This window comes from Acinetobacter sp. AYS6 (genome assembly GCF_025630795.1).
Taxonomy (GTDB): Bacteria; Pseudomonadota; Gammaproteobacteria; order Pseudomonadales; family Moraxellaceae; genus Acinetobacter.
The window spans coordinates 46,281-69,464 of record NZ_JAOTNV010000008.1; the positions used below are offsets into that span (position 1 = coordinate 46,281).

The 23,184-nt window shown below is 40.2% G+C and carries 21 protein-coding genes; 12 read left to right on the top strand and 9 right to left on the bottom strand.

The window, feature by feature from the left end; all coding sequences use genetic code 11:
- Nucleotides 1–22 precede the first annotated feature (22 nt).
- Genes rlmD through cysM form a run of 3 tightly spaced genes read right to left on the bottom strand, consistent with a single transcriptional unit; the run spans nucleotide 23 to nucleotide 3,178 of the window.
- Nucleotides 23–1,414 carry a 23S rRNA (uracil(1939)-C(5))-methyltransferase RlmD gene (gene rlmD, locus OD757_RS13005; RefSeq protein WP_263032138.1) on the bottom strand — a complete coding sequence of 464 codons (1,392 nt, stop codon included), beginning with the start codon at nucleotides 1,412–1,414 and terminating at the stop codon, nucleotides 23–25.
- A 9-nt stretch (nucleotides 1,415–1,423) separates the two neighbouring features.
- Nucleotides 1,424–2,242 carry a 3'-5' exonuclease gene (locus OD757_RS13010; protein WP_263032139.1) on the bottom strand — a complete coding sequence of 273 codons (819 nt, stop codon included), beginning with the start codon at nucleotides 2,240–2,242 and terminating at the stop codon, nucleotides 1,424–1,426.
- Between the two features lie 12 nt (nucleotides 2,243–2,254).
- Nucleotides 2,255–3,178 (bottom strand): cysteine synthase CysM, encoded by a 924-nt coding sequence (gene cysM, locus OD757_RS13015; RefSeq protein ID WP_009390787.1) that lies wholly within the window; start codon nucleotides 3,176–3,178, stop codon nucleotides 2,255–2,257.
- 172 nt (nucleotides 3,179–3,350) lie between these two features.
- On the opposite strand from cysM, the gene OD757_RS13020 reads away from it, so the two are divergent.
- The 6 genes from OD757_RS13020 to OD757_RS13045 all read left to right on the top strand — a co-directional run bounded on the left by OD757_RS13020 (nucleotide 3,351) and on the right by OD757_RS13045 (nucleotide 10,262).
- Nucleotides 3,351–6,158, top strand: coding sequence for an ATP-binding protein (locus OD757_RS13020; protein ID WP_009390709.1), 2,808 nt, complete (start codon nucleotides 3,351–3,353; stop codon nucleotides 6,156–6,158).
- A 93-nt stretch (nucleotides 6,159–6,251) separates the two neighbouring features.
- Nucleotides 6,252–7,040 carry a crotonase/enoyl-CoA hydratase family protein gene (locus tag OD757_RS13025; RefSeq protein ID WP_263032140.1) on the top strand — a complete coding sequence of 263 codons (789 nt, stop codon included), beginning with the start codon at nucleotides 6,252–6,254 and terminating at the stop codon, nucleotides 7,038–7,040.
- A gap of 11 nt (nucleotides 7,041–7,051) precedes the next feature.
- A complete protein-coding gene (locus OD757_RS13030) occupies nucleotides 7,052–7,921 on the top strand; it encodes an NAD(P)-dependent oxidoreductase (protein ID WP_009390890.1) in 870 nt (289 codons plus the stop codon).
- A 13-nt stretch (nucleotides 7,922–7,934) separates the two neighbouring features.
- Entirely contained in the window at nucleotides 7,935–8,729 is a 795-nt protein-coding gene (locus OD757_RS13035) for a hydroxypyruvate isomerase family protein (RefSeq protein ID WP_263032141.1), read from the top strand.
- 81 nt (nucleotides 8,730–8,810) lie between these two features.
- Nucleotides 8,811–9,212 (top strand): ribosome silencing factor, encoded by a 402-nt coding sequence (gene rsfS, locus OD757_RS13040; RefSeq protein WP_034678192.1) that lies wholly within the window; start codon nucleotides 8,811–8,813, stop codon nucleotides 9,210–9,212.
- A 228-nt stretch (nucleotides 9,213–9,440) separates the two neighbouring features.
- Nucleotides 9,441–10,262 carry an SDR family NAD(P)-dependent oxidoreductase gene (locus OD757_RS13045; protein WP_263032142.1) on the top strand — a complete coding sequence of 274 codons (822 nt, stop codon included), beginning with the start codon at nucleotides 9,441–9,443 and terminating at the stop codon, nucleotides 10,260–10,262.
- Nucleotides 10,263–10,325: 63 nt separating this feature from the next.
- Here the strand turns inward: OD757_RS13045 and OD757_RS13050 are convergent, their stop codons facing one another.
- The 3 genes from OD757_RS13050 to OD757_RS13060 are packed head-to-tail and all read right to left on the bottom strand — an operon-like array spanning nucleotide 10,326 to nucleotide 13,246.
- On the bottom strand, nucleotides 10,326–11,780 hold the full coding sequence (locus OD757_RS13050) for an NAD(P)(+) transhydrogenase (Re/Si-specific) subunit beta (RefSeq protein ID WP_004794591.1): 1,455 nt from the start codon (nucleotides 11,778–11,780) through the stop codon (nucleotides 10,326–10,328).
- A gap of 12 nt (nucleotides 11,781–11,792) precedes the next feature.
- Nucleotides 11,793–12,107 carry a proton-translocating transhydrogenase family protein gene (locus OD757_RS13055; protein WP_003654992.1) on the bottom strand — a complete coding sequence of 105 codons (315 nt, stop codon included), beginning with the start codon at nucleotides 12,105–12,107 and terminating at the stop codon, nucleotides 11,793–11,795.
- 11 nt (nucleotides 12,108–12,118) lie between these two features.
- Nucleotides 12,119–13,246 carry a Re/Si-specific NAD(P)(+) transhydrogenase subunit alpha gene (locus tag OD757_RS13060; protein ID WP_263032143.1) on the bottom strand — a complete coding sequence of 376 codons (1,128 nt, stop codon included), beginning with the start codon at nucleotides 13,244–13,246 and terminating at the stop codon, nucleotides 12,119–12,121.
- 238 nt (nucleotides 13,247–13,484) lie between these two features.
- Between OD757_RS13060 and OD757_RS13065 the strand changes: the two genes are divergently transcribed.
- The 5 genes from OD757_RS13065 to OD757_RS13085 all read left to right on the top strand — a co-directional run bounded on the left by OD757_RS13065 (nucleotide 13,485) and on the right by OD757_RS13085 (nucleotide 18,085).
- Entirely contained in the window at nucleotides 13,485–14,411 is a 927-nt protein-coding gene (locus tag OD757_RS13065) for a DMT family transporter (protein WP_263032144.1), read from the top strand.
- A gap of 67 nt (nucleotides 14,412–14,478) precedes the next feature.
- Nucleotides 14,479–14,886, top strand: coding sequence for a RidA family protein (locus OD757_RS13070; protein ID WP_263032145.1), 408 nt, complete (start codon nucleotides 14,479–14,481; stop codon nucleotides 14,884–14,886).
- A gap of 18 nt (nucleotides 14,887–14,904) precedes the next feature.
- Nucleotides 14,905–16,095 (top strand): MFS transporter, encoded by a 1,191-nt coding sequence (locus OD757_RS13075; protein ID WP_263032146.1) that lies wholly within the window; start codon nucleotides 14,905–14,907, stop codon nucleotides 16,093–16,095.
- A gap of 141 nt (nucleotides 16,096–16,236) precedes the next feature.
- On the top strand, nucleotides 16,237–17,241 hold the full coding sequence (dusA, locus tag OD757_RS13080; RefSeq protein WP_263032147.1) for a tRNA dihydrouridine(20/20a) synthase DusA: 1,005 nt from the start codon (nucleotides 16,237–16,239) through the stop codon (nucleotides 17,239–17,241).
- 334 nt (nucleotides 17,242–17,575) lie between these two features.
- Nucleotides 17,576–18,085 (top strand): hypothetical protein, encoded by a 510-nt coding sequence (locus tag OD757_RS13085; RefSeq protein ID WP_263032148.1) that lies wholly within the window; start codon nucleotides 17,576–17,578, stop codon nucleotides 18,083–18,085.
- Nucleotides 18,086–18,093: 8 nt separating this feature from the next.
- Here the strand turns inward: OD757_RS13085 and OD757_RS13090 are convergent, their stop codons facing one another.
- A complete protein-coding gene (locus OD757_RS13090) occupies nucleotides 18,094–18,987 on the bottom strand; it encodes a LysR family transcriptional regulator (RefSeq protein ID WP_263032149.1) in 894 nt (297 codons plus the stop codon).
- A gap of 102 nt (nucleotides 18,988–19,089) precedes the next feature.
- Here OD757_RS13090 and OD757_RS13095 point away from each other — a divergent pair, with 102 nt between their 5' ends.
- Nucleotides 19,090–19,212 carry a hypothetical protein gene (locus tag OD757_RS13095; RefSeq protein ID WP_263032150.1) on the top strand — a complete coding sequence of 41 codons (123 nt, stop codon included), beginning with the start codon at nucleotides 19,090–19,092 and terminating at the stop codon, nucleotides 19,210–19,212.
- 65 nt (nucleotides 19,213–19,277) lie between these two features.
- On the opposite strand, the gene OD757_RS13100 is transcribed toward OD757_RS13095, so the two are convergent.
- Both OD757_RS13100 and acnA read right to left on the bottom strand, forming a co-directional pair.
- Nucleotides 19,278–20,039, bottom strand: coding sequence for a tRNA threonylcarbamoyladenosine dehydratase (locus OD757_RS13100; RefSeq protein WP_263032151.1), 762 nt, complete (start codon nucleotides 20,037–20,039; stop codon nucleotides 19,278–19,280).
- A gap of 335 nt (nucleotides 20,040–20,374) precedes the next feature.
- On the bottom strand, nucleotides 20,375–23,131 hold the full coding sequence (gene acnA, locus OD757_RS13105) for an aconitate hydratase AcnA (RefSeq protein ID WP_263032152.1): 2,757 nt from the start codon (nucleotides 23,129–23,131) through the stop codon (nucleotides 20,375–20,377).
- Nucleotides 23,132–23,184: the final 53 nt, after the last annotated feature.

Consider the following 23,184-nt stretch of genomic DNA (forward strand, 5'->3'; position numbering starts at 1 on the left):
CCTCAATATGTAACTCATGTTTTTAATCGTTTATCTCTTGAATTTTTTCAAATAGTGCAATGGATTCAACATGTTCTGTATGCGTAAACATGTCCATCACCGCTGCTTTTTTTAACTGGTAACCATATTGGACCAAAACACCCGCATCCCTTGCCAGTGTAGCTGGATTACATGATACATAAACGATTCTTTTTGCTCCAAAATTTGATACATATTGCATAATTTCATATGCACCAGCACGAGGAGGATCAATTAATAATGCATCAAATCCTTGATTTGCCCAAGAATGATGCGAAAAATCTTTTGTTAAATCTTGTGTAAAGAAGGTTGCTTGCACCAAACTATTGCTTTTTGCATTAGCTGTTGCGCGCTTCACCATTTCTTCACTCCCTTCCACACCAACAACCTGACCACTCTCACCAACACATCGTGCTAACGGGAGCGAGAAATTGCCTAATCCACAAAATAGATCAAGTACTTTTTCACCCGGTTGCAATTGAAGCAATTCACATGCCAATTGGACCATTTGTTCATTTACTGTGGCATTGACCTGAGTAAAATCCAATGGCGAAAAAGCAAAATTTACATTAAACCTCTTTAAAGCATAATGTAAACGTAAAGCGCCTTTTTCATCATCAATACGATGAATGCTTTCAGGCCCCTTAGGTTGCAAATACAACTGCCACCCCTTGTCTAACGCAAATTGCTTTAATTGGTTGACATCAGAATTGTTTAATTTTTCTACATGACGAACCAATAAAGAAATTTCATGATCACCTTTTGCTAATTCTACATGACCAATATGCGCTTTGCCTTTTAGACTTTGGAGTAAAATACGCAGCTCAGGCAAACTATTTGATAAATTTTTATCCAAAACGCTACAGCTATGGATAGAAGTTAAGCGATTACTATGATGTTCACGAAACCCCATAATTAAGCGATCTGGTTTAGGCAAATAGCGCACACCGATTCGTGCACGACGACGATAATCACTTTGTAAAGATCGAATCGGCTCTAACCACTGTTCAGGTTGAATACCTGCAAAATGCTGTAAATGCGATTGAAGCACACTTTGTTTTAAACGAATTTGTTCATCAGGATGAATATGCTGCATGCTACAGCCACCGCAAATACCATAATGAGGACAAATTGCATCTATACGATGAGTTGAAGGCTCTCCTAATAACTGCACCATCTCGGCTTCTTCAAGACGCTTCGCTTGATGGGTAATCTGAGCCTTTACAGTTTCTCCGGGCAATGCATAACGAATAAAAACTTTCTTGCCATGCTTATCTGCGGGATGATCAGGATGAGAACCATAATGCGCAATTCCCCGCCCCTCATGAGAAAGTGTTTCAACTTGAAAAATATATTCAGGTTGTTGGGGCTTGCGAGATTTGGCTTGTTGTTTCAAAGGATGAACCTAAAAATCTAAAGGATTAAAATAGTGTGAAGTAAATTCAGTATGTTTCGAGGTACGTTCCCATACTTCAAGAAAATCTGATTGCTGAGGAATATTTTTCAAATAATCAATACTAGAGTTTACCCAATCATTATGCTCATCTACAGTTAATTGTCCTTTTAGTAGCAACCAACGTATATAGATAAACCATGTATTCAGTACATCTCCTTCACAATAACTGGTCAGTTTTAACCACTGCTGTGTACGAACATATTCTGGCACATGATAACCCGACTCACCGCGTTTCCCCGGCAAACCTAAAATGCAGGCAATATCATCGAGCTTCTGAAAATTACGTCCGTTAAACATTGCCATCACATCCATTAAATCAATGTGGCGATGGTGATAACGGTTTTGGTAATTATTAAAACGCTTCTGGCTATCAATTTCGCCTTGATCAAATAGGCCCGGTGCAGAAAGGCCATGGTACATCGCGCGAAATAGAATAACGGGTAAGTCAAATTGCGAACCATTCCAACTCACTAAAGTTGGATGACGCTTATCAAAAATTGACAAGAACTTCTGCAAAATCTCAGCTTCAGAATATTGTTCCCGACTAAAAGAGAATAATCTGAAACCAGATTCATCAATCCATAGGCCAGAAATACAAACAATTTCATGCAATGGTAAGCGCTGGAAATCCATGCCTGATTCTTGTCGGCGCAGTTTAGTCAATGCTTGCTCTACATCAGCCTCTGGTAAATCAAGATGATATAAATGCGCTCCCGCTTTTAAATCAGTTAAAGTTTCAATATCAAAAACTAAGGTAGGGAAACGCATTATTTCTCTCAATTATGAGTTATCGTCCTGTACTGAAAACAGCCCTGTAGACAAGTAGCGGTCGCCACGGTCACAGATAATGCAAACAATAACAGCATCTGGATTTTCTTCTGCAATTTTTACTGAAGCCCACACCGCCCCACCAGAAGATGTGCCTGCACTAATTCCTTCCTGACGTGCTAAACGGCGAGCCATTTTTTCCGCTTCAATTTGCGGAATATCCATAATTTGATCAACACGCTTTGGATCGAAAATCGTAGGTAAATATTCTTGTGGCCAACGACGAATCCCAGCAATATTTGAACCTTCTGAAGGCTGTAAACCAATAATTTGAATATCTGGGTTTTGTTCTTTTAAATATTTTGAAATACCCATAATGGTACCAGTTGTACCCATTGAGCTTACAAAATGGGTAATCTTTCCACCCGTTTGCTTCCAAATTTCAGGGCCAGTTGTTAAATAATGAGCTTCGACATTATCTGGATTGCCAAACTGATTGAGGACCAAACCTAGCCCTTCAGCTTGCATTTGCAATGCCATATCTCGTGCAGCTTCCATATTTGGCGCTTCAATCAATTCTGCACCATAAGCACGCATCGCATCCTTACGTTCCTGACTTGAATTCCCCGGCATGATTAATTTCATTTTATAGCCACGCATTGCAGCAACCATTGCCAAAGCAATACCCGTGTTCCCACTGGTTGCCTCAATCAATGTATCTCCTGGCTTAATTTGACCACGTTTTTCTGCCTGCATAATCATGTTATATGCGGGACGGTCTTTTACAGAACCTGCCGGATTATTACCTTCTAATTTTGCTAAAACTGTCGCTTGCGTATGAGAAGCTAATCGCTGCAAACGAACTAGAGGTGTCTTACCTACATAGTGATCTAACAAAAATTCGTCGGCTAAAAAATCAGGTTGTGTATTACTCATGATCAACACCTATATCGAGGTGGGCCTATTGTATGAAAAAATGCTCGGCACTGCACCCATTTCAATATGCTTTTTCATGAAAGAGATTAAAGCTCGGTCATTTATAAAATGCCGTCTGTTTTAAAATAAAGCGTGATAAGATGCCGTACAGAGAGATAAATCTGATGTAGCCATGTTTAATTTCAATAAAACCTTATCGAAACGCTTACGTCTAAATCATGCATATGGGCAATTGATTGCTCTCATCTTTGTGCCGATTATGATTTTAACAGGGGTCGGTGCTTTTCTGGTTTTAACTGAAACATCCCATTCGGTAAAACAACAACAGCTACATCATGCCTCAGCAATTTTAGCTCGCTACAATCAAATTGCGAAAGACTTGTATACGCTAGTCGAACTAGAGCCTGATGAATACGATCATGCCCAGCACATCATGCAAAGCATGTTTAGCGAAAAAAATCTAAGACGTGCGGTACTCATCGATAACAACGGACAAACTTATTTAAGTATTGGTTATCGTGATAATCGTTATTGGCCTAGTTTTCCTAGTAGCAATAATTTTTTTGGTCCAATTTCTTATAACCGCAACAATATTTATGGACTGCAAATTAGCAATACCCCAGGAAAAGCGCCAGTCTGGCTAGTCATTGAAATGGATAACCAGCCTCTCGAGCTGGCACGTTATCGCATTATGATTGCTCTCGTCATTACTGGGTTAATGACCTTACTGTTACTTTTACTTTGCCTGAATTTTTATTCTCGTCGCTGGATTGCGCCGATGTATGAAATTCGCATGCAGTTACAACGTTTAAATGCCGATACTTTAGACCAACACCTCGTGATTAACAGTACTGGGGAGTTACGCTTACTACAGCGTGATATTGCAAATGTTGTTAAGCGATTACACTTTAGTTTTTTAGAGTTAAAAGAACACACTGAACAAACAGAAGAAGACTTACGCAGAACATTAGATACCTTAGAAGTCCAAAACATTACCTATCGTCAAGCACGTGACCAAGCGATTTCATCAAACCAAGCGAAGTCCGTTTTCCTTGCCAATATCAGTCATGAGCTTCGAACACCTCTCAACAGTATTGATGGCTTTATTCATTTATTACTTCGTCAACAAAATTTAAATAACGAACAGAATCTTTATCTACAAACCATTCGCAAGTCATCTGCCCATTTATTGGCATTAATTAACGATGTATTAGACTTCTCAAAAATTGATGCGGGTAAGCTAGAACTTGAAACAGCACCGTTTGACTTAGAAGAAGCCATTTTTGATGTCATGGACATGCTGTCACCGTTGGCTGCTCAAAAACATATCGCCATGGCTTTTTACTATGCGGATAACATTCCACAAGAAGTTATTGGTGATGCTTTACGTTTCAAACAAATTCTGACCAACCTAATTTCTAATGCAATCAAGTTCACTCCAGACGGAGAAATTATTGTTCGTGTTCGTATGGAACATGATGATATTGGACAATGTCTGCTTCATTTTAGTGTTCAAGATAGTGGTATTGGCTTAAGTGGTACAGATCGTAAAAAATTATTTGAATCATTCTCGCAAGGTGATGCATCCGTTACACGTCAATTTGGCGGTACTGGTCTAGGTCTTGCCATCTCTAAACAGCTTGTTCATCTGATGCATGGTCAAATTGGCTTTGAAGATAATCAGGAACGTGCACCCACAGAAAAAGGCTCAACTTTCTGGTTTACTGCACAATTTGTGGTAGATGAAGATTATGAAATCGAACATCCACACTTTGAGCATTTACAAGTAGTGTCTTATCTTGCGCATCCTGCTACAGCAAGTGTTTTACGTTACTACCTTGAAAACTACCATGTGTCTCATATCGAAACACAATCGATTCTGGACCTGTTTAGTCGTTTAAAACATCTTGATCAGAAAGATAATACATGGCTCATTGTTGATCATAGTGGTGATACAGAAGCGTTATTAAAAGAAATTCGTAGCCGTTATCAAGGCAATTTAGCCGTCTATGGTTATCAAATGACGCTTGAGCCAAACATGCTCAGTGAATACCGCGCTCGTCCTTTATATCAACCATTAAGTCGAAGTGGGCTCATTCAACTATTAAATGATCAACCTATTTTTGAAGAGGAACAACAAGACTTTAATGGTCAGGGTTTACACATTCTAGCAGTGGATGACCACCTTCCTAACTTAATTGTTTTAGAAGCTTTATTAGGTGAACTAAACGTTAAAACAACTAAAGCGCTGAGTGGCCAAGAAGCTCTTAACCTGATCCAAGAGCGAATTGATCAGAAACTCAAACCATTTGATTTGGTGTTTATGGATATTCAAATGCCAGTTATGTCCGGCATTGATACAACTCGTGCGATCCGTTCTTTAGAGTCGACTTTAGATGGGGAAATGCAGCTTCCAATTATTGCGTTAACCGCCCATGCCCTTGCAGATGAAAAGCAAAAGCTTCTTAAAGTTGGTATGAATGACTATGTCACCAAACCAATTCAAATGGAACAAATCATCCAGATCTTAACGCAATGGACTAAAAATAACTTTACAGCAAAAGCCTTAGATAAAGACCATCATGTAGTCGCAGAAGCATTAGACCCACAAATTTTAAATTGGCAACAAAGTTTGCAGCTCGCAGCAAATAAAGAAGACTTAGCACAAGATCTACTTAAAATGTTAGTTGATAGTTTTCCAACTGAGCTAGACGAAATGCAGCAGCTCATTGAGCTTGAAGACTTCCCTCAACTTGAGCATGTTTTACATCGCCTGTATGGTGCCACTCGCTATGTAGGCGCCCCGAAACTACAGCAAGTGACGGGCGACTTTGAGCAATTTATTTCAACACTGCGTAAAGAACGTCGTGTAGCAGATGAAAGCTTTATTGAAGAGGTTATGCAGCGCTTTGATGAATTAGGTCTGGTCGTTAAAGAGGTAGAAAGTGCTGCTCACCAGATCTTGGTGATACCTGACTAACATATCTAACAAATAGGCATGACTGAGCTGTCATGTTTCCAAATTACAGCCATGTTATGCTCCTTTCATCTATAAAAAAGAAGCAGGAATCTCATGGCACTCTTACGTATTGAAAAAAATAATGGCATTGCAACGGTATATTTAAACCGTCCAGACAAGCGCAATGCGATGAGTTTTGCCTTATTAAAAGAGTTAGTTTCCACTGCAAAAGCATTTAAAAAAGATAGAGATATTCGCTGTGTTATTTTGACAGGCGAAGGGAATGTGTTTAGTGCCGGCATTGATTTATCTGACCTTAACAACCCCAAAAACTCTGCTTTTGCCATTTGGGAACTTGTAAAACCCGGACAAAGCCTTTTTCAAAAAGCATTTTTAACTTGGCAGAATTTACCTGTACCAGTTATTGCGGCATTGGAAGGATATTGTTTCGGCGCGGGTATGCAACTCGCCTTGGCTTCCGACATTCGAATTTCTCATCCAGAAACTAAAATGTCGATTATGGAAAGTCGTTGGGGTTTAGTCCCTGATATGGGACTTACTCGCTCATTAAAAGGTTTAATTAGCGTTGATCTCGCAAAAGAACTCACCTTAACTGCCCGAGTTTTTGATGGGAATTATGCAAAAGAAATTGGTCTTGTGACTCATTTAAGTGACTCTCCTCTAGAGCGAGCACATGAGCTTGCCTCTGAAATGTTACAGCGCTCACCTGATGCCCTCACTGCGGCAAAACGTGTACTTGATGCAATGGAGCATCAACCAGAAAAATCATTGCGTCTAGAAAAAATCTGGCAACTTAAATTATTACTTGGTAAAAATAGCAAACTTGCTCGTAAAAAAGACAAACATCCGGAAGTTAATTTCTTACCACGCCAATATAAATAAGAGCTTAGATTATGAATTTTGATCGCAACACCCCTATTGCTTTTTTAGGTATGGGCCTTATGGGAAGTCGGATGGCAACCCGCCTTATTCAAGCCGGCTTTCAAGTTGCGGTTTGGAATCGAACTTTCTCTGCATGTGAAGAATTGATTGATATCGGTGCACAACCTTTAGAACTTTCAAAGATTGGTGAATATCCAGTTATCTTAACCTGCCTAGCAGATGATAAAGCCGTACAAGCTGTATTTGAGCAAATCCAGCCTAACTTAAAAGCTAGACAGGTTATTGTTGATTTTTCAAGCTTATCTGTTGCTGCAACAAAAACACTTGCTCAAGCAGCTGCTAGCCATGACGTCACATGGATTGACTCACCTGTATCAGGTGGAACAGCGGGAGCAGAACAAGGCACACTTGTCATTTTTGCAGGCGGTGATGCTCAAACGATTACAGACCTAACTTCTATTTATAATGTTCTATCCCAACGCGTGACCCGAATGGGAGACACAGGAACAGGCCAAGCTACCAAAATTTGTAATCAACTGATCGTTGCAGCCAACAGCGCCCTTATTGCAGAGGCTGTCGCGCTTGCAGACCGAGCGGGTGTAGATACGACATTGCTCGCTCCTGCCTTAGCAGGCGGATTTGCGGACTCCAAACCCTTTCAAATTCTTACCCCACGTATGGCAACGCATACATTTGAACCTGTTCAGTGGAAAGTTCAAACATTATCTAAGGATCTTAACAACGCAGTAACATTGGCTAACAATGTTAATTTAGATATCCCAGTTGCACAAAAAGCTCTATTACAGCTACAAACTCACCAAAAAAATGGCTTTGCTGAGAAAGATTTAGCTACTATGATTCAATTAATAGAGCAAAAATAAACGGAGTTTGAGTATGGGTCGCCTTGCAGTCAATTTATCCATGATTTTTACCGAAGTTCCTTTAATTGAACGCTTTGCTCTGGCCCATGCACAGGGCTTTGAATATGTAGAAATTCAATTCCCTTATGAATTGGCTATTTCCGATATTCAAACTCAACTCGAACGCTACAATCTTAGTCTCTGTCTAATCAATGTGCCTGCTGGTGATCTGATGCAAGGTGGGAATGGTTTAGCAGGCATACCTGGGCAAGAAACAGCTTTTTATGAAGCTTTAGAATTAGCCATTAGCTATGCCACTGCTTTAAAGGTCCCTCGGGTTAATATTTTAGCGGGTAAACAACCTTTAGATGCCGATTTACTTCCTTGTTTAAAAACTTTAGCAGCTAATTTAAAATTTGCCTGTAACTTGCTCAGTGAACATGAGATAGAACCCGTTTTTGAAATGATTAACGGTACAGATATGCCACGTTTTTTAGTGCAAAACATTGCGCAAGCACAAGAGATGCTTGAAGCAGTTAATCATCCTGCTCTAAAAATGCAATATGACTGCTATCACATGGCAATGATGGGCGAAGATGTACTTGAGGGTTTGCAAGAGAATATTAACTTAATTGGCCATATTCAATTTGCGGACTGTCCGGGTCGTCATGAGCCAGATACAGCCCAAATTCCTTATGAACAAATTTTTTCTTGGTTAAAGCAAAGCACTTATCAAAACTATATTGCAGCAGAATATAAACCTGAAAATTCTTCAAATCAGTCATTTACTTGGAAGAAAAAGTATTTTTCAGATGATGTAAATATATAAACTGTTACGAGTTCTGTTTGAAATTTAGTTCAAAAACCACTATATTAGATAGTGAGTAATTGTCAGGAAAATATACCCTATATGAATTTAGAACCATCGCCCAGCGTGTCTAATTCTCACGATTTCGCAATGAATGCTTCAAATAAAGACGTACAAACTTGTCTCAAAGTCGTCCACGACGCTTTAGTTGATGTAAAAGCAAAAGATATTCTCCAGTTAGATGTTAGCTCAATTAGCAATGTCGCTGATGCTATTGTAATTGCGAGCGGTACTTCTACTCGTCACGTGAAGGCACTCGCAGACAATGTTGCAGAAGAAGCTCGAAAAGCCGGTTTCCGCCCGATTGGCGTTGAAGGTGAACGAGATGCAGAATGGATCTTGATTGATCTTGGCTTTGTTGTAGTACATGTGATGCTACCAACAGCTCGTAAATTCTATGATTTAGAAAGCTTATGGCGTACCGCTCCAGAGTCGGTTGCTTAAAATTTTGCTTTTAAAAAAGCGGCTCTTTTGAGCCGCTTTTTTGTTTATCTAAAAGTCATGTTAATAACTCTTAAATAACTTTCCCCTCTTACACAAATACTTTAACACCTACTGCAAATAGCCAGTCATCACCCACTTCTAAATTTGACATGACAAATTGTCAGTTTTACAGCAATATACAAACTCTTGAAGTCCCCACCAATAAATAGCATAACCGGAGCACAGAAAGTGAAGATATTAATTACAGGCGCCAACACAGGTATTGGTTTCGCCACAGCAGAGCAACTCGTTAAACAAGGGCAACATGTTATTTTAGCTTGCCGAAATCCAGAAAAAGCACAAGATGCACAAAACAAATTACGCACCCTTAACCAAGGACAAGTCGATTTAGTTTCCCTTGATTTAAACAGCCTTGAATTGACTCGAAAAACAGCCGATGAAATTGCTGACCGCTATGGCAGCCTTGATGTACTCATTAACAATGCAGGCTTATTTGCTAAAACTAAACAACTGACTGTAGATGGTTTTGAGCAGCAATTTGGTGTTAATTATTTAGGTCACTTTTTACTAACTCAAAAATTACTTCCAGTTTTACAGCAGTCTCCAAAAGCACGTATTGTTCATCTTGCATCAATTGCCCATTGGGTAGGATCAATTAAACCCAACAAGTTTCGTGCAGAAGGTTTTTACAATCCCCTGTTCTATTACGGACAATCAAAGCTTGCAAATTTATTATTCAGCAATGCATTAGCAGAGCAACTAGCAAGTAGTTCTATTACCAACAATGCATTACACCCTGGCGGTGTTGCTTCTGACATTTATCGTGAATTACCAAAACCAGTTTATGCAGCAATGAAATTAGGCTTAGTGCCAACTTCAGTGCCAGCAAAGCTCATTACAGAGATGGCTATCGGAGATGCGTGGCAGAATCGTAATGGCGAATATGTCAGTGCGCATATGCCAGATTGGAAATCCTCACACGCCAAAAACCAGCAACTGGCACGCAACCTCTACCAACAGTCAATAGACCTTGTAGAAAAATTTCTTTAAACAAATAAGCCAAATAAAAAAAGCCACCCGAGGGTGGCTTTTACAATCCTGATCGAGGTCAGATTAGTGACCACCACCATTGATTGCTTTTGTCATATCTTCCACAACTTTCTTCGCATCACCAAAGATCATCATAGTTTTTTCGTTATAGAACAAATCGTTGTCTAGACCCGCGTAACCTGTTGCCATAGAACGCTTAATCACCATGATCGTACGCGCTTTATGAGCTTCAAGAATTGGCATGCCATAGATTGGTGAGCTTGGATCATCTTTTGCAGCAGGGTTAACTACGTCGTTTGCACCAATTACAAGCACAACATCTGTTGCTGGGAAGTCTGAGTTAATCTCATCCATTTCCAAGATGTCTTCATATGCTACGTCTGCTTCAGCAAGCAATACGTTCATGTGACCAGGCATACGACCAGCAACAGGATGGATTGCGAAACGAACGCGAACACCTTGCTCTTTTAGAATTTCACATAACTCTTTTACAGCATTTTGTGCACGACCTTGCGCCATACCATAACCAGGTACAATCACAACGCTGTCAGCATTTGACATTAAGAAGCCAGCATCATCAGCAGAACCAGAACGATGGTTACGTTGAACTTGCTCACCTTTGGCAGCAGTAGCAACCGCTGCACCGCCCATTGCACCACCAAACAATACATTGATGATCGAACGGTTCATTGCTTTACACATGATGTACGACAGAATCGCACCAGATGAACCTACGAGAGAACCCGCAACGATCAACATGTTGTTTTCAAGTGTAAAACCAATACCTGCCGCAGCCCAACCCGAGAATGAGTTAAGAAGCGATACCACTACAGGCATATCACCACCACCGACTGGTGCAATCCATACCCAGCCAAATGCAAGTGCAAGTGCTGTCATTGCCCAGAACGCAGTCATATTGCCAGTCGTGAAGAAGTAGAAACCACAAGCCAACATCGCAATAAAGATAAGCGCTTGAACAGGCTTAACCCATGCACCAGAAATTGTTTTCGCCCATTTTTTCGCAGCCAATTTACCATACGCAAACACAGATGCAGTAAAGGTAATCGCACCAACGAAACAACCTACGAACAATTCAAATAAGTGAACTTTGCTCATATGCACATGTTGTACACCAGCAGCAGTTAAAGCCGCCTCATTTTGAGCAAACAATTCAGTAAGTTGGTTGTTGTGTAAAATCGCAGCAATTGCAATTAAAACAGCAGCCAAACCAACTAAAGAGTGCATAAGCGCAACAGTTTCCGGCATTTGCGTCATTGGTACAGTACGAGCACGTGCAATACCTACGATTGCACCGAGCACCATTGCACCAACAATCATCCAGATCACTGGGTTATTCGCAACAAAGAAAGTCGTTACAACTGCAATCGCCATTGCGATCATGCCGTAACGGTTACCTTGAATTGCTGTTTTCGGACCAGACAAGCCACGAAGTGTCAAGATAAAGAGGATTGCGCCAACAAGGTACAACCAGTTTGCATTTGCTTGAATAAATTCCATGTCAAAGCCCTCTTATTTCTTTTGCTTAGGCTTGAACATTTCCAGCATGCGTGCAGTTACTGCAAAGCCACCGAAAATATTAATGCTTGCCAAAAATACTGCAATCGCACCCAGTACGCTCACCACATTCACACTTTGAAATGCAACGTTAGCATCTACACCCAAAATAGGTAGACCCACAGTTTGCAACATCGCACCCACCACAATAATAGATGACAACGCATTGGTTACAGCCATAAGTGGCGTATGTAAAGCTGGTGTAACACCCCAAACTACGTAATAACCTACGAAGATGGCAAGGACGAAAATTGTAATAGTTTCAACCATGAGAAATCTCCTTAACCACGCTTAAGCAGTACTTGACCGCCATGAGTGACCAATAGGGCTTTTTGGATTTCGTCTTCCTGATTAATCGCAAAGTTTTTCTCTTTGTCGAATAAAGTCTCTACGAAATTGAAAACGTTACGTGCATATAGCGCAGAAGCTTCTGTCGCTACAGTTGCCGGAATATTTGGAATACCCAAAATTTTCACACCATTTTCTGTAAAAACAGTCTCGCCTACTTTAGAGCCTTCAACGTTACCACCGGTTTCAACAGCCATATCTAAAATGACAGAACCCGGTTTCATCTTGGCAACAGTCTCAGCCTTAATCAGACGTGGAGCATCACGGCCTGGCAACAACGCAGTAGTAATCACGATGTCAGCGTTAGAAACCGCTTTATCAACAATCGCGGCTTGGTCTTTGATGTATTGCTCACCTGGCATCCATCCATAACCATTTTTAGCGGCATCTGCTGCACGTTGTTGTTCTTCTTCAGACATTGGTACGTCTAACCACTTACCACCTAAAGATTCAACCTGATCTTTTGCAGTAGGACGTAAATCGGTCGCTTCAACAATTGCACCTAAACGTTTTGCGGTTGCAATTGCCTGAAGACCTGCAACGCCCACACCCATAATCACAACACGCGCAGGTTTTACAGTACCGGCAGCAGTCATAAGCATTGGGAACATACGCTGATATTCAGCAGCAGCAAGCAAAACTGATTTATAACCAGAAAGGTTTGCCTGAGAAGACAATACGTCCATATTCTGCGCACGAGAAAGCGTACGAGGAAGCAATTCCAGAGCAAAAGCAGAAACTTGCTGACTCGCAAACTGATCTAGCTCGGTATTACGATAAGGATCAAACATGGCTACAACAGCAGTATTTGCTGCAAGTTTTTGAATTTCCCCGCCTTGTGGCGCACGAACTTTCAAAATAATTTGACTACCCGTATAGGCATCATCCGTAATGGTTGCACCGACCTGTTCATAAGCACTGTCAATGTACGCGGCCTTTACACCAGCACCACGTTCAATCACAACGCTATGACCAGCGCTAATCAACTTCTTTACTGTCTCTGGCGTAGCAGCTACACGATTTTCACCGACGACAGTTTCGGTTGGGATTCCGATCTGCATGAGCGTTCCTCAAGCTAATTTCTCATTGTCAAAAACATTGCAAGCTGCAATGTTTCCCCCATGTGTATTCTTTGTACAGAATTTGGATTCTAATTGAACTTTTTTAAAATACCACCCAATATTTATTTAATAAATACCCATATTTTGAACTGATGATTCACGTTGTTTGATTTGAGGTGTAACATAGGAAGCTTTTTCTTTTTTTGCAGACAACAGTCTCTCTTATACAGTCTTGTATATGAAAATTTCTTTATCTTCGTTTCAAATCGGGTCTTTTTTTGCTCTTTGCTCTGCTTTTCTATTCAGTACAAAAGCAATCTTTATTAAACAGACTTATGCCCTTTCTCCATTAGTAGACGGTACCGTCCTGATGGCTTTACGCATGTTAAGCGCTTTACCGTTCTTTCTATTAATTTGTTGGTTTAACAGGCATCATAATCAGGGCATAAAAAAGAAGGATTGGCTAATTTTAATTTTTGCTGGTCTATTAGGCTACTACTTTGCCAGTTGGCTCGATTTTACGGGTCTTATGTTTATTAGTGCTTCTCTAGAAAGAATTATTCTATTTTTATATCCCACGCTTACAGTCATAGTCTCAAGCTTTCTATACAAACAAAAATTAGATGCAAAAAGTTTATGTGCCATTTTTCTTAGTTATGGTGGAACCGTGTTGGTCATGCTTCAAGAGCACAACAACGCACCAATTCAGGGCAACTTTTGGCTAGGAACAAGTTTGGTCTTTGCAAGTGCGGTGGCTTTTGCGGGCTATTTATTACTAACCCCACCATTAATTAAGAAATTTGGTTCTTGGAATTTCACAGGTTTAGCTTTAACTGTGGCTTGTATCGGTACACTAACGCACTATGCACTCAGCACACCTCAACCTATTCAACTACTATTACAACTACCCTCGAGTGTGATTTGGTATGGGGTTGGTTTAGGCTTCTTAGTTACCGTGTTGCCTACCGTTATGCTCATGCAAAGTATTGAAAGACTTGGAGCCTCTCAATCGGCAATGATTGCTTCAATCGGACCCGTTTTAACGATTTTGCTTGCCGTTGCTTTTTTAAATGAGCATTTAAATATGTGGCAATGGGTCGGTTGTCTTCTAAACATTATTGGTGTGATGATGATTACACTCAGAAAGAAAAGACTAAAACATTAAATTTTCTTGACCTCAACTTAAGTTGAGGTTGGATACTCATCTAAATTTTACTGAACGGTTGAGTTCCATGATTCAAAAAACTTTTAAAATAATAAATCCATCCACTTTATATGACCCTACCCCAAATGCTTATAGTCATGTTGCTGTGGTAGAAAATTTTAAAAGGATTATTCATATTGCGGGTCAAGGAGGCGAAAACTCAAAAGGTGAATTAAGTCCAAATTTTAAAGAACAAGCCACTCAGGTTTTTGATAACATTCAACATGCTTTAATCGCTGCCAATGCAGAACTTAGCAACATTGCCGTATTAAGAGTTTTGGTTGTTGACCATTCGGTCGAAAAACATCAAATTTTAATTAAAGTTATGCAAAATTTATGGAAAAATCATCCTTTTCCAGCCTGTACACTCATTCCTGTACCACGCCTTGCATTAGAGCATATGCTCATTGAAGTCGAAGCAACCGCATACACCTAATAAAATCGAGAGAACATCATGTCTACCCCTGAAGATATCAGTCAAAATAAACCTTTGCTTTGGTTGATGGCAGCAGCATGTGGTTTATGTGCAGGTGTGAATTATTATTGTCAGCCCCTGATTCACTCGATTCAGCAAGATTTTGCTGTAACTCAAGCACAAGCAGCTTTAACAGTGACATTTGCACAGGTGTCTTATGCCCTCGGACTGCTCTTCATTGTCCCAATGGGAGATATTGTCAATAAAGCCAAGGCTATTCCTTTTTTAATGGTGCTTTGTGCCGTTGGCCTATTTACTTCTGCTTTTGCTGTTAACTTACCCATGCTATGGATCGGTACAATTTTAGCCGGATTGTTTTCGGTTGCAGCTCAAGTGCTGATTCCACTTGCTACAATGACTGTAAAACCTGAAAAAACTGGTGAGATCATTGGCTTCTTAATGAGCGGCTTATTGGTCGGGATTTTACTCTCAACCAGTCTAGCGGGTTTATTTTCTAACCTTTTCCACTGGAAAGTGGTTTATGTCGTAAGCGGTATATTAATGCTTCTGTTGGCCTATACCTTAAAAAGTCGCTTGCCTTATGTCTTGCGTATGAAAATGAACTATGGACAGATCTTTGGTTCCATGGCTCAGCTTTTAAAAGAGGAAAAGCGATTATTATTAAGAGCGCTTACCGGTGCTTTCGCCTTTGCAGCAGTAAGTATTTTGTATTCTACCATCGCTTTACTCTTAACCTCAGCACATCACTTACCTGACCTGTTTATTGGACTGGTGCCTTTAGTCGGGATTTTTGGGGCCTTATCAACGCGCTACATTGGTAAATATGCAGATCAAGGACATACGGGCTTGCTCACCTGGATGGGCTGTGGATTATTCTTGGTGAGCTGGGCTTGTTTCTATTATGGGCAAACTCTACTCTCTGCTTATATTATTGGTTTTGCTTTAATTCAATTAGCACTCGCGCTCGTACACACCAGTAACCAGAGTATTATTTTCCGTTTACGACCAGATGCAAAATCTCGTATTAATGCCATTTATATGACGACTTACTTTATTGGAGGTGCAGGGGGTTCGGCATTAGGAATTTTTGCGTGGAACCATGGTGGCTGGACTATGACTTGCCTTGCAGGTATTGGGTTAGTTGTTCTTTGTATTTTATTTAGTATGTTTGATGCGATCTTACAAAAAAAGAAAATGGTTTCCCAATAAGCTAACTTGTTATAAATCATCTTTCTATATCCAACCCAAGGGTGGTTATAAATTACTCGGTTAAATGCCCCTGTCGATTCAAGCATAAACCTCGTATAATGCTGCCCTTTCATTAATTTAGCGACTTTTGGGCTATTGGTTATGCAATCACTTCAATCGTTACAACCTCGTATTTCTGTCGCACCCATGATGGATTGGACAACGAAGGATTATCGATTCTTTGCGCGCTTGTTTAACCCAAATGTTGTGCTCTACACAGAAATGGTGACTACAGGTGCGATTCTTTTTGGCGATGCTAAACGCCATTTGGACTACAGCGCACAAGAACACCCTATCGTATTACAGTTGGGTGGTTCAAATCCGCAAGAGCTTGCGACCTGCACCAAAATGGCTGAAGACTGGGGTTACGATGAAGTTAACCTCAATGTAGGTTGCCCAAGTGATCGTGTACAGAACAATAAAATCGGTGCTTGCCTAATGGCAGAGCCAGATTTGGTTGCTGAATGCATCCATACCATGCAAAAGGCTGTAAACATTCCTGTGACAGTAAAACACCGTATCGGGATTGATGACATGCACTCTTACGAAGAGATGCTTCATTTTGTAGATACAGTCGCTGCAACAGGTTGCACTCATTTTGTAGTGCATGCTCGCATCGCTATTTTGAAAGGTCTTTCACCGAAAGAAAACCGCGAAGTTCCACCTTTACGCTATGAAGATGTCTATCGTTTAAAACTAGAGCGTCCAAATCTCACCATTGAAATCAACGGCGGGATTAAAACGTTTGCTGAAACTCAAACCCATTTACAGCACGTTGATGGCGTTATGATTGGCCGTGAAGCCTATCACAACCCTTATTTACTTGCTGAGCTCGGCCAGCTTTGGAATTTAGACGCTCCGGATCGGTTCGATATTATGGAACAAATGCTACCGTATATTGAACAACGTATGGCTGAAGGTGCTCCTCTATCAATTATTACCCGTCATATTTTAGGTTTATTCCAGAATTTACCAGGTGCACGCAAATGGCGTCAGGCCCTAAGTGGCGGAAATGCAAAAACTTTAGCTGATGTAGAACAAGCTATTAGCAATATGCGAGCAGCTTTAATTCGTACTGAAGAATATGTAAAAGAGCACCAAGCCTAAGCTTGTGATGGCTTCTTAAATTGTAAGAAAATGTGGCATTTTAAATCAGAGACTTAGATTTTGAGTATATTCGCAAATACTGAATTAAAATATTCAAATTTAAGCTCTGATTAATTATTTATAGTAAATATAATCAATAACTTATATTGAATTGTTTTTGTTAGTTATTTGAATAAATATTTTTTTAGCACCAATACGTAATCTCAGGGAAAAAGATACGTTATTACATAACATAAACAAAACTTTTAAGGTACGCCTATTAGTATCTCTCAACGCCACAGGTAGGTGGTGATTTTTTAAATATGGATATAGATAGTACGGTAGAGATTTCACGATGATTATTTACGACGGACAAGTAGCTGATAATTACATGTATCAGGATTCAAATCAGGCAGCCATTGTTGTATCGCACAGCACCCCAAGCCTTCCTTATCCCTTCACCATGAAACCCAATAGTCATCAGACAGACACTTCCAGTACTCCCGCTATAGATGTTGATAAATTTGTAGAAAAATTAGAAAGTATTACCTCTAGACGCAGTAAAGCGCGTTGCGCACGTAGTATCCGTCTTGCACTAGAATCTGCTGGTGCCAATGTCGAAAACCATCCAATCGCAGCTTCAGATTGGGGCGATACCCTCAAAAAGATCGGCTATAAAGAAATTAATCCAGCTTTTGATGAACCTCAAGAAGGTGACATTTACATCATTCATAGAACCCGTAACCATGTTTATGGACATATTGCTGGCTACACTGGAAGTGAATGGGTCTCTGACTTCAAACAAAATAGCTATGATGTCTATAAAGACGATAGCGTCACCTACACTTACTATAGATTGGCTTAATCAATTTTCTAAGATTGAAACATTTGATGAATGAATTCGGCACAATGCTGAATAATTTCATCGTTATCTTTCCTATAGACTAAAACGACCTCTGAAAAGAATAGATGATCTGCCAAAGGTAACAACTTTACATTGGCAGGCAAAATCTGCCGAAACTCTTGAGGAACAATACTAATTCCTAAATTTGCAGCAACTAATTGTAGCTGCGAAACCTTCCGTGACTGAATTAGGGCTTTTTGTGGGGTAAATCCTGCGGCTAAACACAGATTTGCGACCAAATAACTTAAGCCCCCTCTTTCAGCATGAGGTGTAGATACAAAACACTCATCTTTTAAGTCTTTTAAATAAACCTTTTCCTCTTTAGCAAATTTGGCATGATCAATATGCACAGCCACCATTAACGGTTCTTCATATAACTTAAGAACACTCATCTCATCTAGTGTGTGCCGAACGGGAGGCCTAATAAAACCAATATCAATTTCACCATTCATTAAAGCTAAGATCTGTTGTTCCGAGGACAAGGTATTCAGCTCAAAACTCAGTTGCTGAGTTAAGCTAACTTCTTTTAATATTTGAACCTTTTTATAATCCATAACAATGCTGCTCGAGTGAGCAATTTTAATCTGACGGTTTTTCCCATCCGAAACACTTTTAGACAGGTCAATAATTTCATTTAAGTAAAGCAGGTTATCTTTTATTTTCTTATAGAAGACCTCTCCCGCTGTCGTGAGTTTTGCTCTTTTGTCAGTACGATCAAACAACTGAAAATCAATTTCTTCTTCTAATAGTTTCATTTGTCGGCTTAAAGCTGACTGGGCAATAAAGAGTTTTTCTGAAGCCGCCGTAAAGCTACCTTCTTCAACAATTTTTATGAAATATTGAAATTGTTTTAATGTGAGCATCACTATCTCAAAATTAGATCATTAGGTCTATTTTCCATATTAGATTAGATAGTTTACCTTCGCTAGAATTTTCTCAAGACCAGTCACCTGATTGAAGTATTCATGAAGTATTTAAAATTTTTCACTTTATTCACCATCGTTATTCTAATTTTATGGTGCTTTAAATTTTATGATCAGCAGCTTCCAACACAGCCCAAACACGACACAATAGAGTTATATGATTAAATAATTTTCCTCAAAAAATAAAAGGCATCCCCTCACGATAAGAACATGCCTTTTTAATATTTAAATTAGGCTTTCTTTAAATCGAGTTTCTTTAAAACTTCAGCGACAGCAATCATCGCAAAACTTGAAGTCACAACCACAGCTGACCCATAACCACCACAGCGTAAACCAGCCGATGGACAAACATCCGCACTTGAAAAGGGGTTGTCGATTGAGTAAATACAAGTAATTCCAAATTTCTCTTTAGGCTTTTTACATATGCCTCGAGCACGGAGCTGGCTACGTAATTTAGCTAACATTGGATCTTGTTCTGTTTTTGATAGATCCGCCACGCGAATTTTAAGTGGATCGAGCTTACCACCAGCCCCACCTGAAACAATCAAAGGAATTTTATTAAAACGACAATGAAGCATTAAAGCCAATTTTGCTTTAACGTCATCAATGCAGTCCAAAACAATGTCTGGCACAGGTTTTAAAAGCTCTGTGACATTTTCAGGTGTTAAGAAATCATCAATAATATTAACTTTAATACGCGGGTTAATTTGGCGACAACGCTCCGCCATAATTTCAACTTTTTCACAACCCAGAGTTGATGTCATTGCAGGTAGCTGACGATTTACATTTGATGCAGCCACCACGTCCATATCCACCAGAGTCAACTCACCAACACCTGTCCGCGCTAAAGCTTCTACCGCCCAACTACCGACACCACCAATACCAATCACCATTACATGACTTTTTTCATAGTGCTCGAACGATGAATCACCATAAACTTTGGCTACACCTGCAAAACGACGTTCATATTCATCTTGTTGGAGATCGGTCATTGCTACTCTTTGAGGGGATATAAAACACGGGGAGTATTTTACTGCTTTTCAGAAGAAAGTGTATTTCATATCAAAGAAAACTTGGGATGGGGATACTTTATTTCACGTTAAGTCTCTCATTATAAATCAAATTATATTATTTAAGATTTAAGTCATCATTTACTAACGTGACAGGCGGCATGGATGCCGCCTAGTTGGGCTGCGGTATAAGGATATACCGTCAGCCCGACAAAGGATTTTTGTTACTTTTTATCCTCTTAAAAAGTAAAGATACATCTATAAATCCAACACTAGCTCATACATATTCATTATAAGGCAGTGCTAAGTTTATCGATTTATGAAGCAATCAAATTCCGAAGTACATAATGCAAAATACCACCTGCCTTAAAGTATTCGACCTCATTTAAGGTATCAATTCGACATAACACATTAAAGTGGCTGGCTACACCATTTGGCCCTTTGACATCGACTTCAAGAATTTGGTGAGGTTCAATCCCATCCGACAAACCTCGAATTGATATCACCTCATGTCCAGTCAAGTTCAGAGATTGTCGCGTTTGACCATCAACAAACTGTAGTGGCAACACGCCCATACCCACCAAGTTTGAACGATGAATACGCTCAAAGCTCTCGGCAATCACTGCTTTTACGCCTAATAAGTTTGTTCCCTTAGCAGCCCAGTCTCGTGAAGAGCCTGTTCCATATTCCTTACCAGCAATAATTACAAGCGGGGTATGTTCTTGTTGGTAACGCATCGCTGCATCATAAATGGCAAGCTTTTCACCACTTGGTACATGAATGGTATTACCACCCTCTTCGCCACCAAGCATCTCGTTTTTAATACGAATATTGGCAAAAGTGCCTCGCATCATGACTTCATGATTACCGCGTCGAGAACCATAAGAGTTAAAGTCTTTCGGTTCAACGCCTTGCTCTTGTAAATATCGACCTGCCGGACTGTCTTTTTTGATATTACCTGCTGGTGAAATATGGTCAGTCGTTACCGAGTCACCAAGCACTGCCAAGATACGAGCCTGTTCAATATTCTTAATCGCTTTTGGCGGCTCGCCAATTCCTTCAAAGAACGGCGGGTGGCGGATATAAGTCGAATCATCTGCCCATTCGTAAGTTTTACTTTGTGGAATCTGAATCGCTTGCCATGTTACATCACCATCAAATACAGCAGCATATTCTTTGTGGAACATGTCTGTATTCACTTTTTGCAAGACTTCATCAATTTCTGCCTGACTTGGCCAGATATCTTTTAAATAGACAGGTTGTCCATCTTTACCTTGTCCAATAGGTTGTGTGGTCAAGTCGGTACGAATATTACCAACCAAACCATAAGCAACAACAAGAGGTGGTGAAGCAAGCCAGTTCGTTTTAACTAATGGATGTACTCGTCCTTCAAAGTTACGGTTACCGGAAAGTATAGATGCTACGTTTAAATCATGACATTGAATTGCATCTTCGACTGGTTCAGGTAGTGGACCTGAGTTACCAATACAGGTTGTACAACCATATCCCACCAGGTTATAGCCCAACTCATCTAAATACGGCGTAAGCCCAGCAGCCAGTAAATAATCAGTCACTACCTTCGAGCCTGGTGCTAACGAGCTTTTCACCCATGGTTTTCGTTGTAAGCCTTTTTCAATGGCTTTTTTAGCAAGTAACCCTGCAGCCAACATTACACTCGGGTTAGAAGTGTTGGTACAAGATGTGATGGCCGAAATAACAACATCACCATGATTTAATGGGTAAATTTGCCCATTAATGGTACATGATGGACTTTCATGTTGAATATTCGCTTTTTTTGCTTCTACCGCCGTACCGCCACCGCCTTCATTTTCCAAACGTTCTTTGGCTTCCTTGGCTGGTTTTAAAGTTAACTCCATCAACGCATTAAAGGTTTTAGGTACTTCTGATAAAAGCACTCGGTCTTGTGGACGTTTTGGACCTGCCAAACTTGCTTGGACAGTACTCATATCAAGACTTAAAGTATCTGTGAAAACAGGTTCATCACCTGCATTTCGCCATAAGCCTTGTGCCTTGCTATACGCTTCAACCAGTTCAATACGATCACTTTGACGACCGGTTAATCTCAAATATCCTAATGTCACTTCATCAATCGGGAAGAAACCACACGTTGCGCCATATTCTGGTGCCATGTTGGCAATAGTGGCACGGTCAGCAAGAGGCAAATCTGCCAGACCATCTCCATAGAATTCTACAAATTTACCCACGACGCCTTTTTGACGAAGCATTTGAGTAATGGTCAGCACCAAATCGGTTGCCGTAATCCCTTCTGGTAATTTGCCTGTAAGTTTAAAACCAATGACTTCAGGAATCAGCATCGAAATAGGTTGGCCTAACATTGCTGCTTCCGCTTCAATACCCCCTACACCCCAACCTAAAACACCTAAACCATTAATCATGGTGGTATGTGAGTCTGTACCGACTAATGTGTCGGGAAAAGCAAAAGTTTGCCCATTATCTTCGCCTAACCACACCGCTTGGGCTAAATATTCTAAATTGACCTGATGGCAAATTCCCGTACCCGGCGGGACCACACTAAAGTTATTAAATGCCGACTGTCCCCAACGTAAAAATTGATATCGCTCACCATTACGTTGCATCTCAATTTGTACGTTTTCTTCAAATGCTTGATCGTCAGCAAAATAGTCAACCATTACAGAGTGATCAATGACTAAATCAACAGGAGATAATGGGTTAATCTTTTCAGGGTCACCACCCGCTTGTGCCATCGCTGCTCGCATTGCTGCTAAGTCAACCACCGCAGGGACACCCGTAAAATCTTGCATTAAAACGCGAGCAGGTCGATATTGAATTTCTTGATCTGAGCTTCGATTTTTTAGCCACTCTGCTAAAGCATGGATGTGCTCAGTTTTAACGCTGTGCTGATCTTCAAACCGTAATAAGTTTTCCAATAATACTTTTAAAGATTTTGGCAGTTTAGCAATGTCTCCTAGCGTTTTCTCTGCTTGGGCTAAGCTAAAAATCTGATAATTGCTGGAACCTACTGTTAGCGTCTGTAAAGCATTAAAACTATTGATCTTGCTATACTTAGCCATTGGGTTATCCTCCCATGTCTGGCAATGTTATTTTTCACGTTTTTACATGTTGT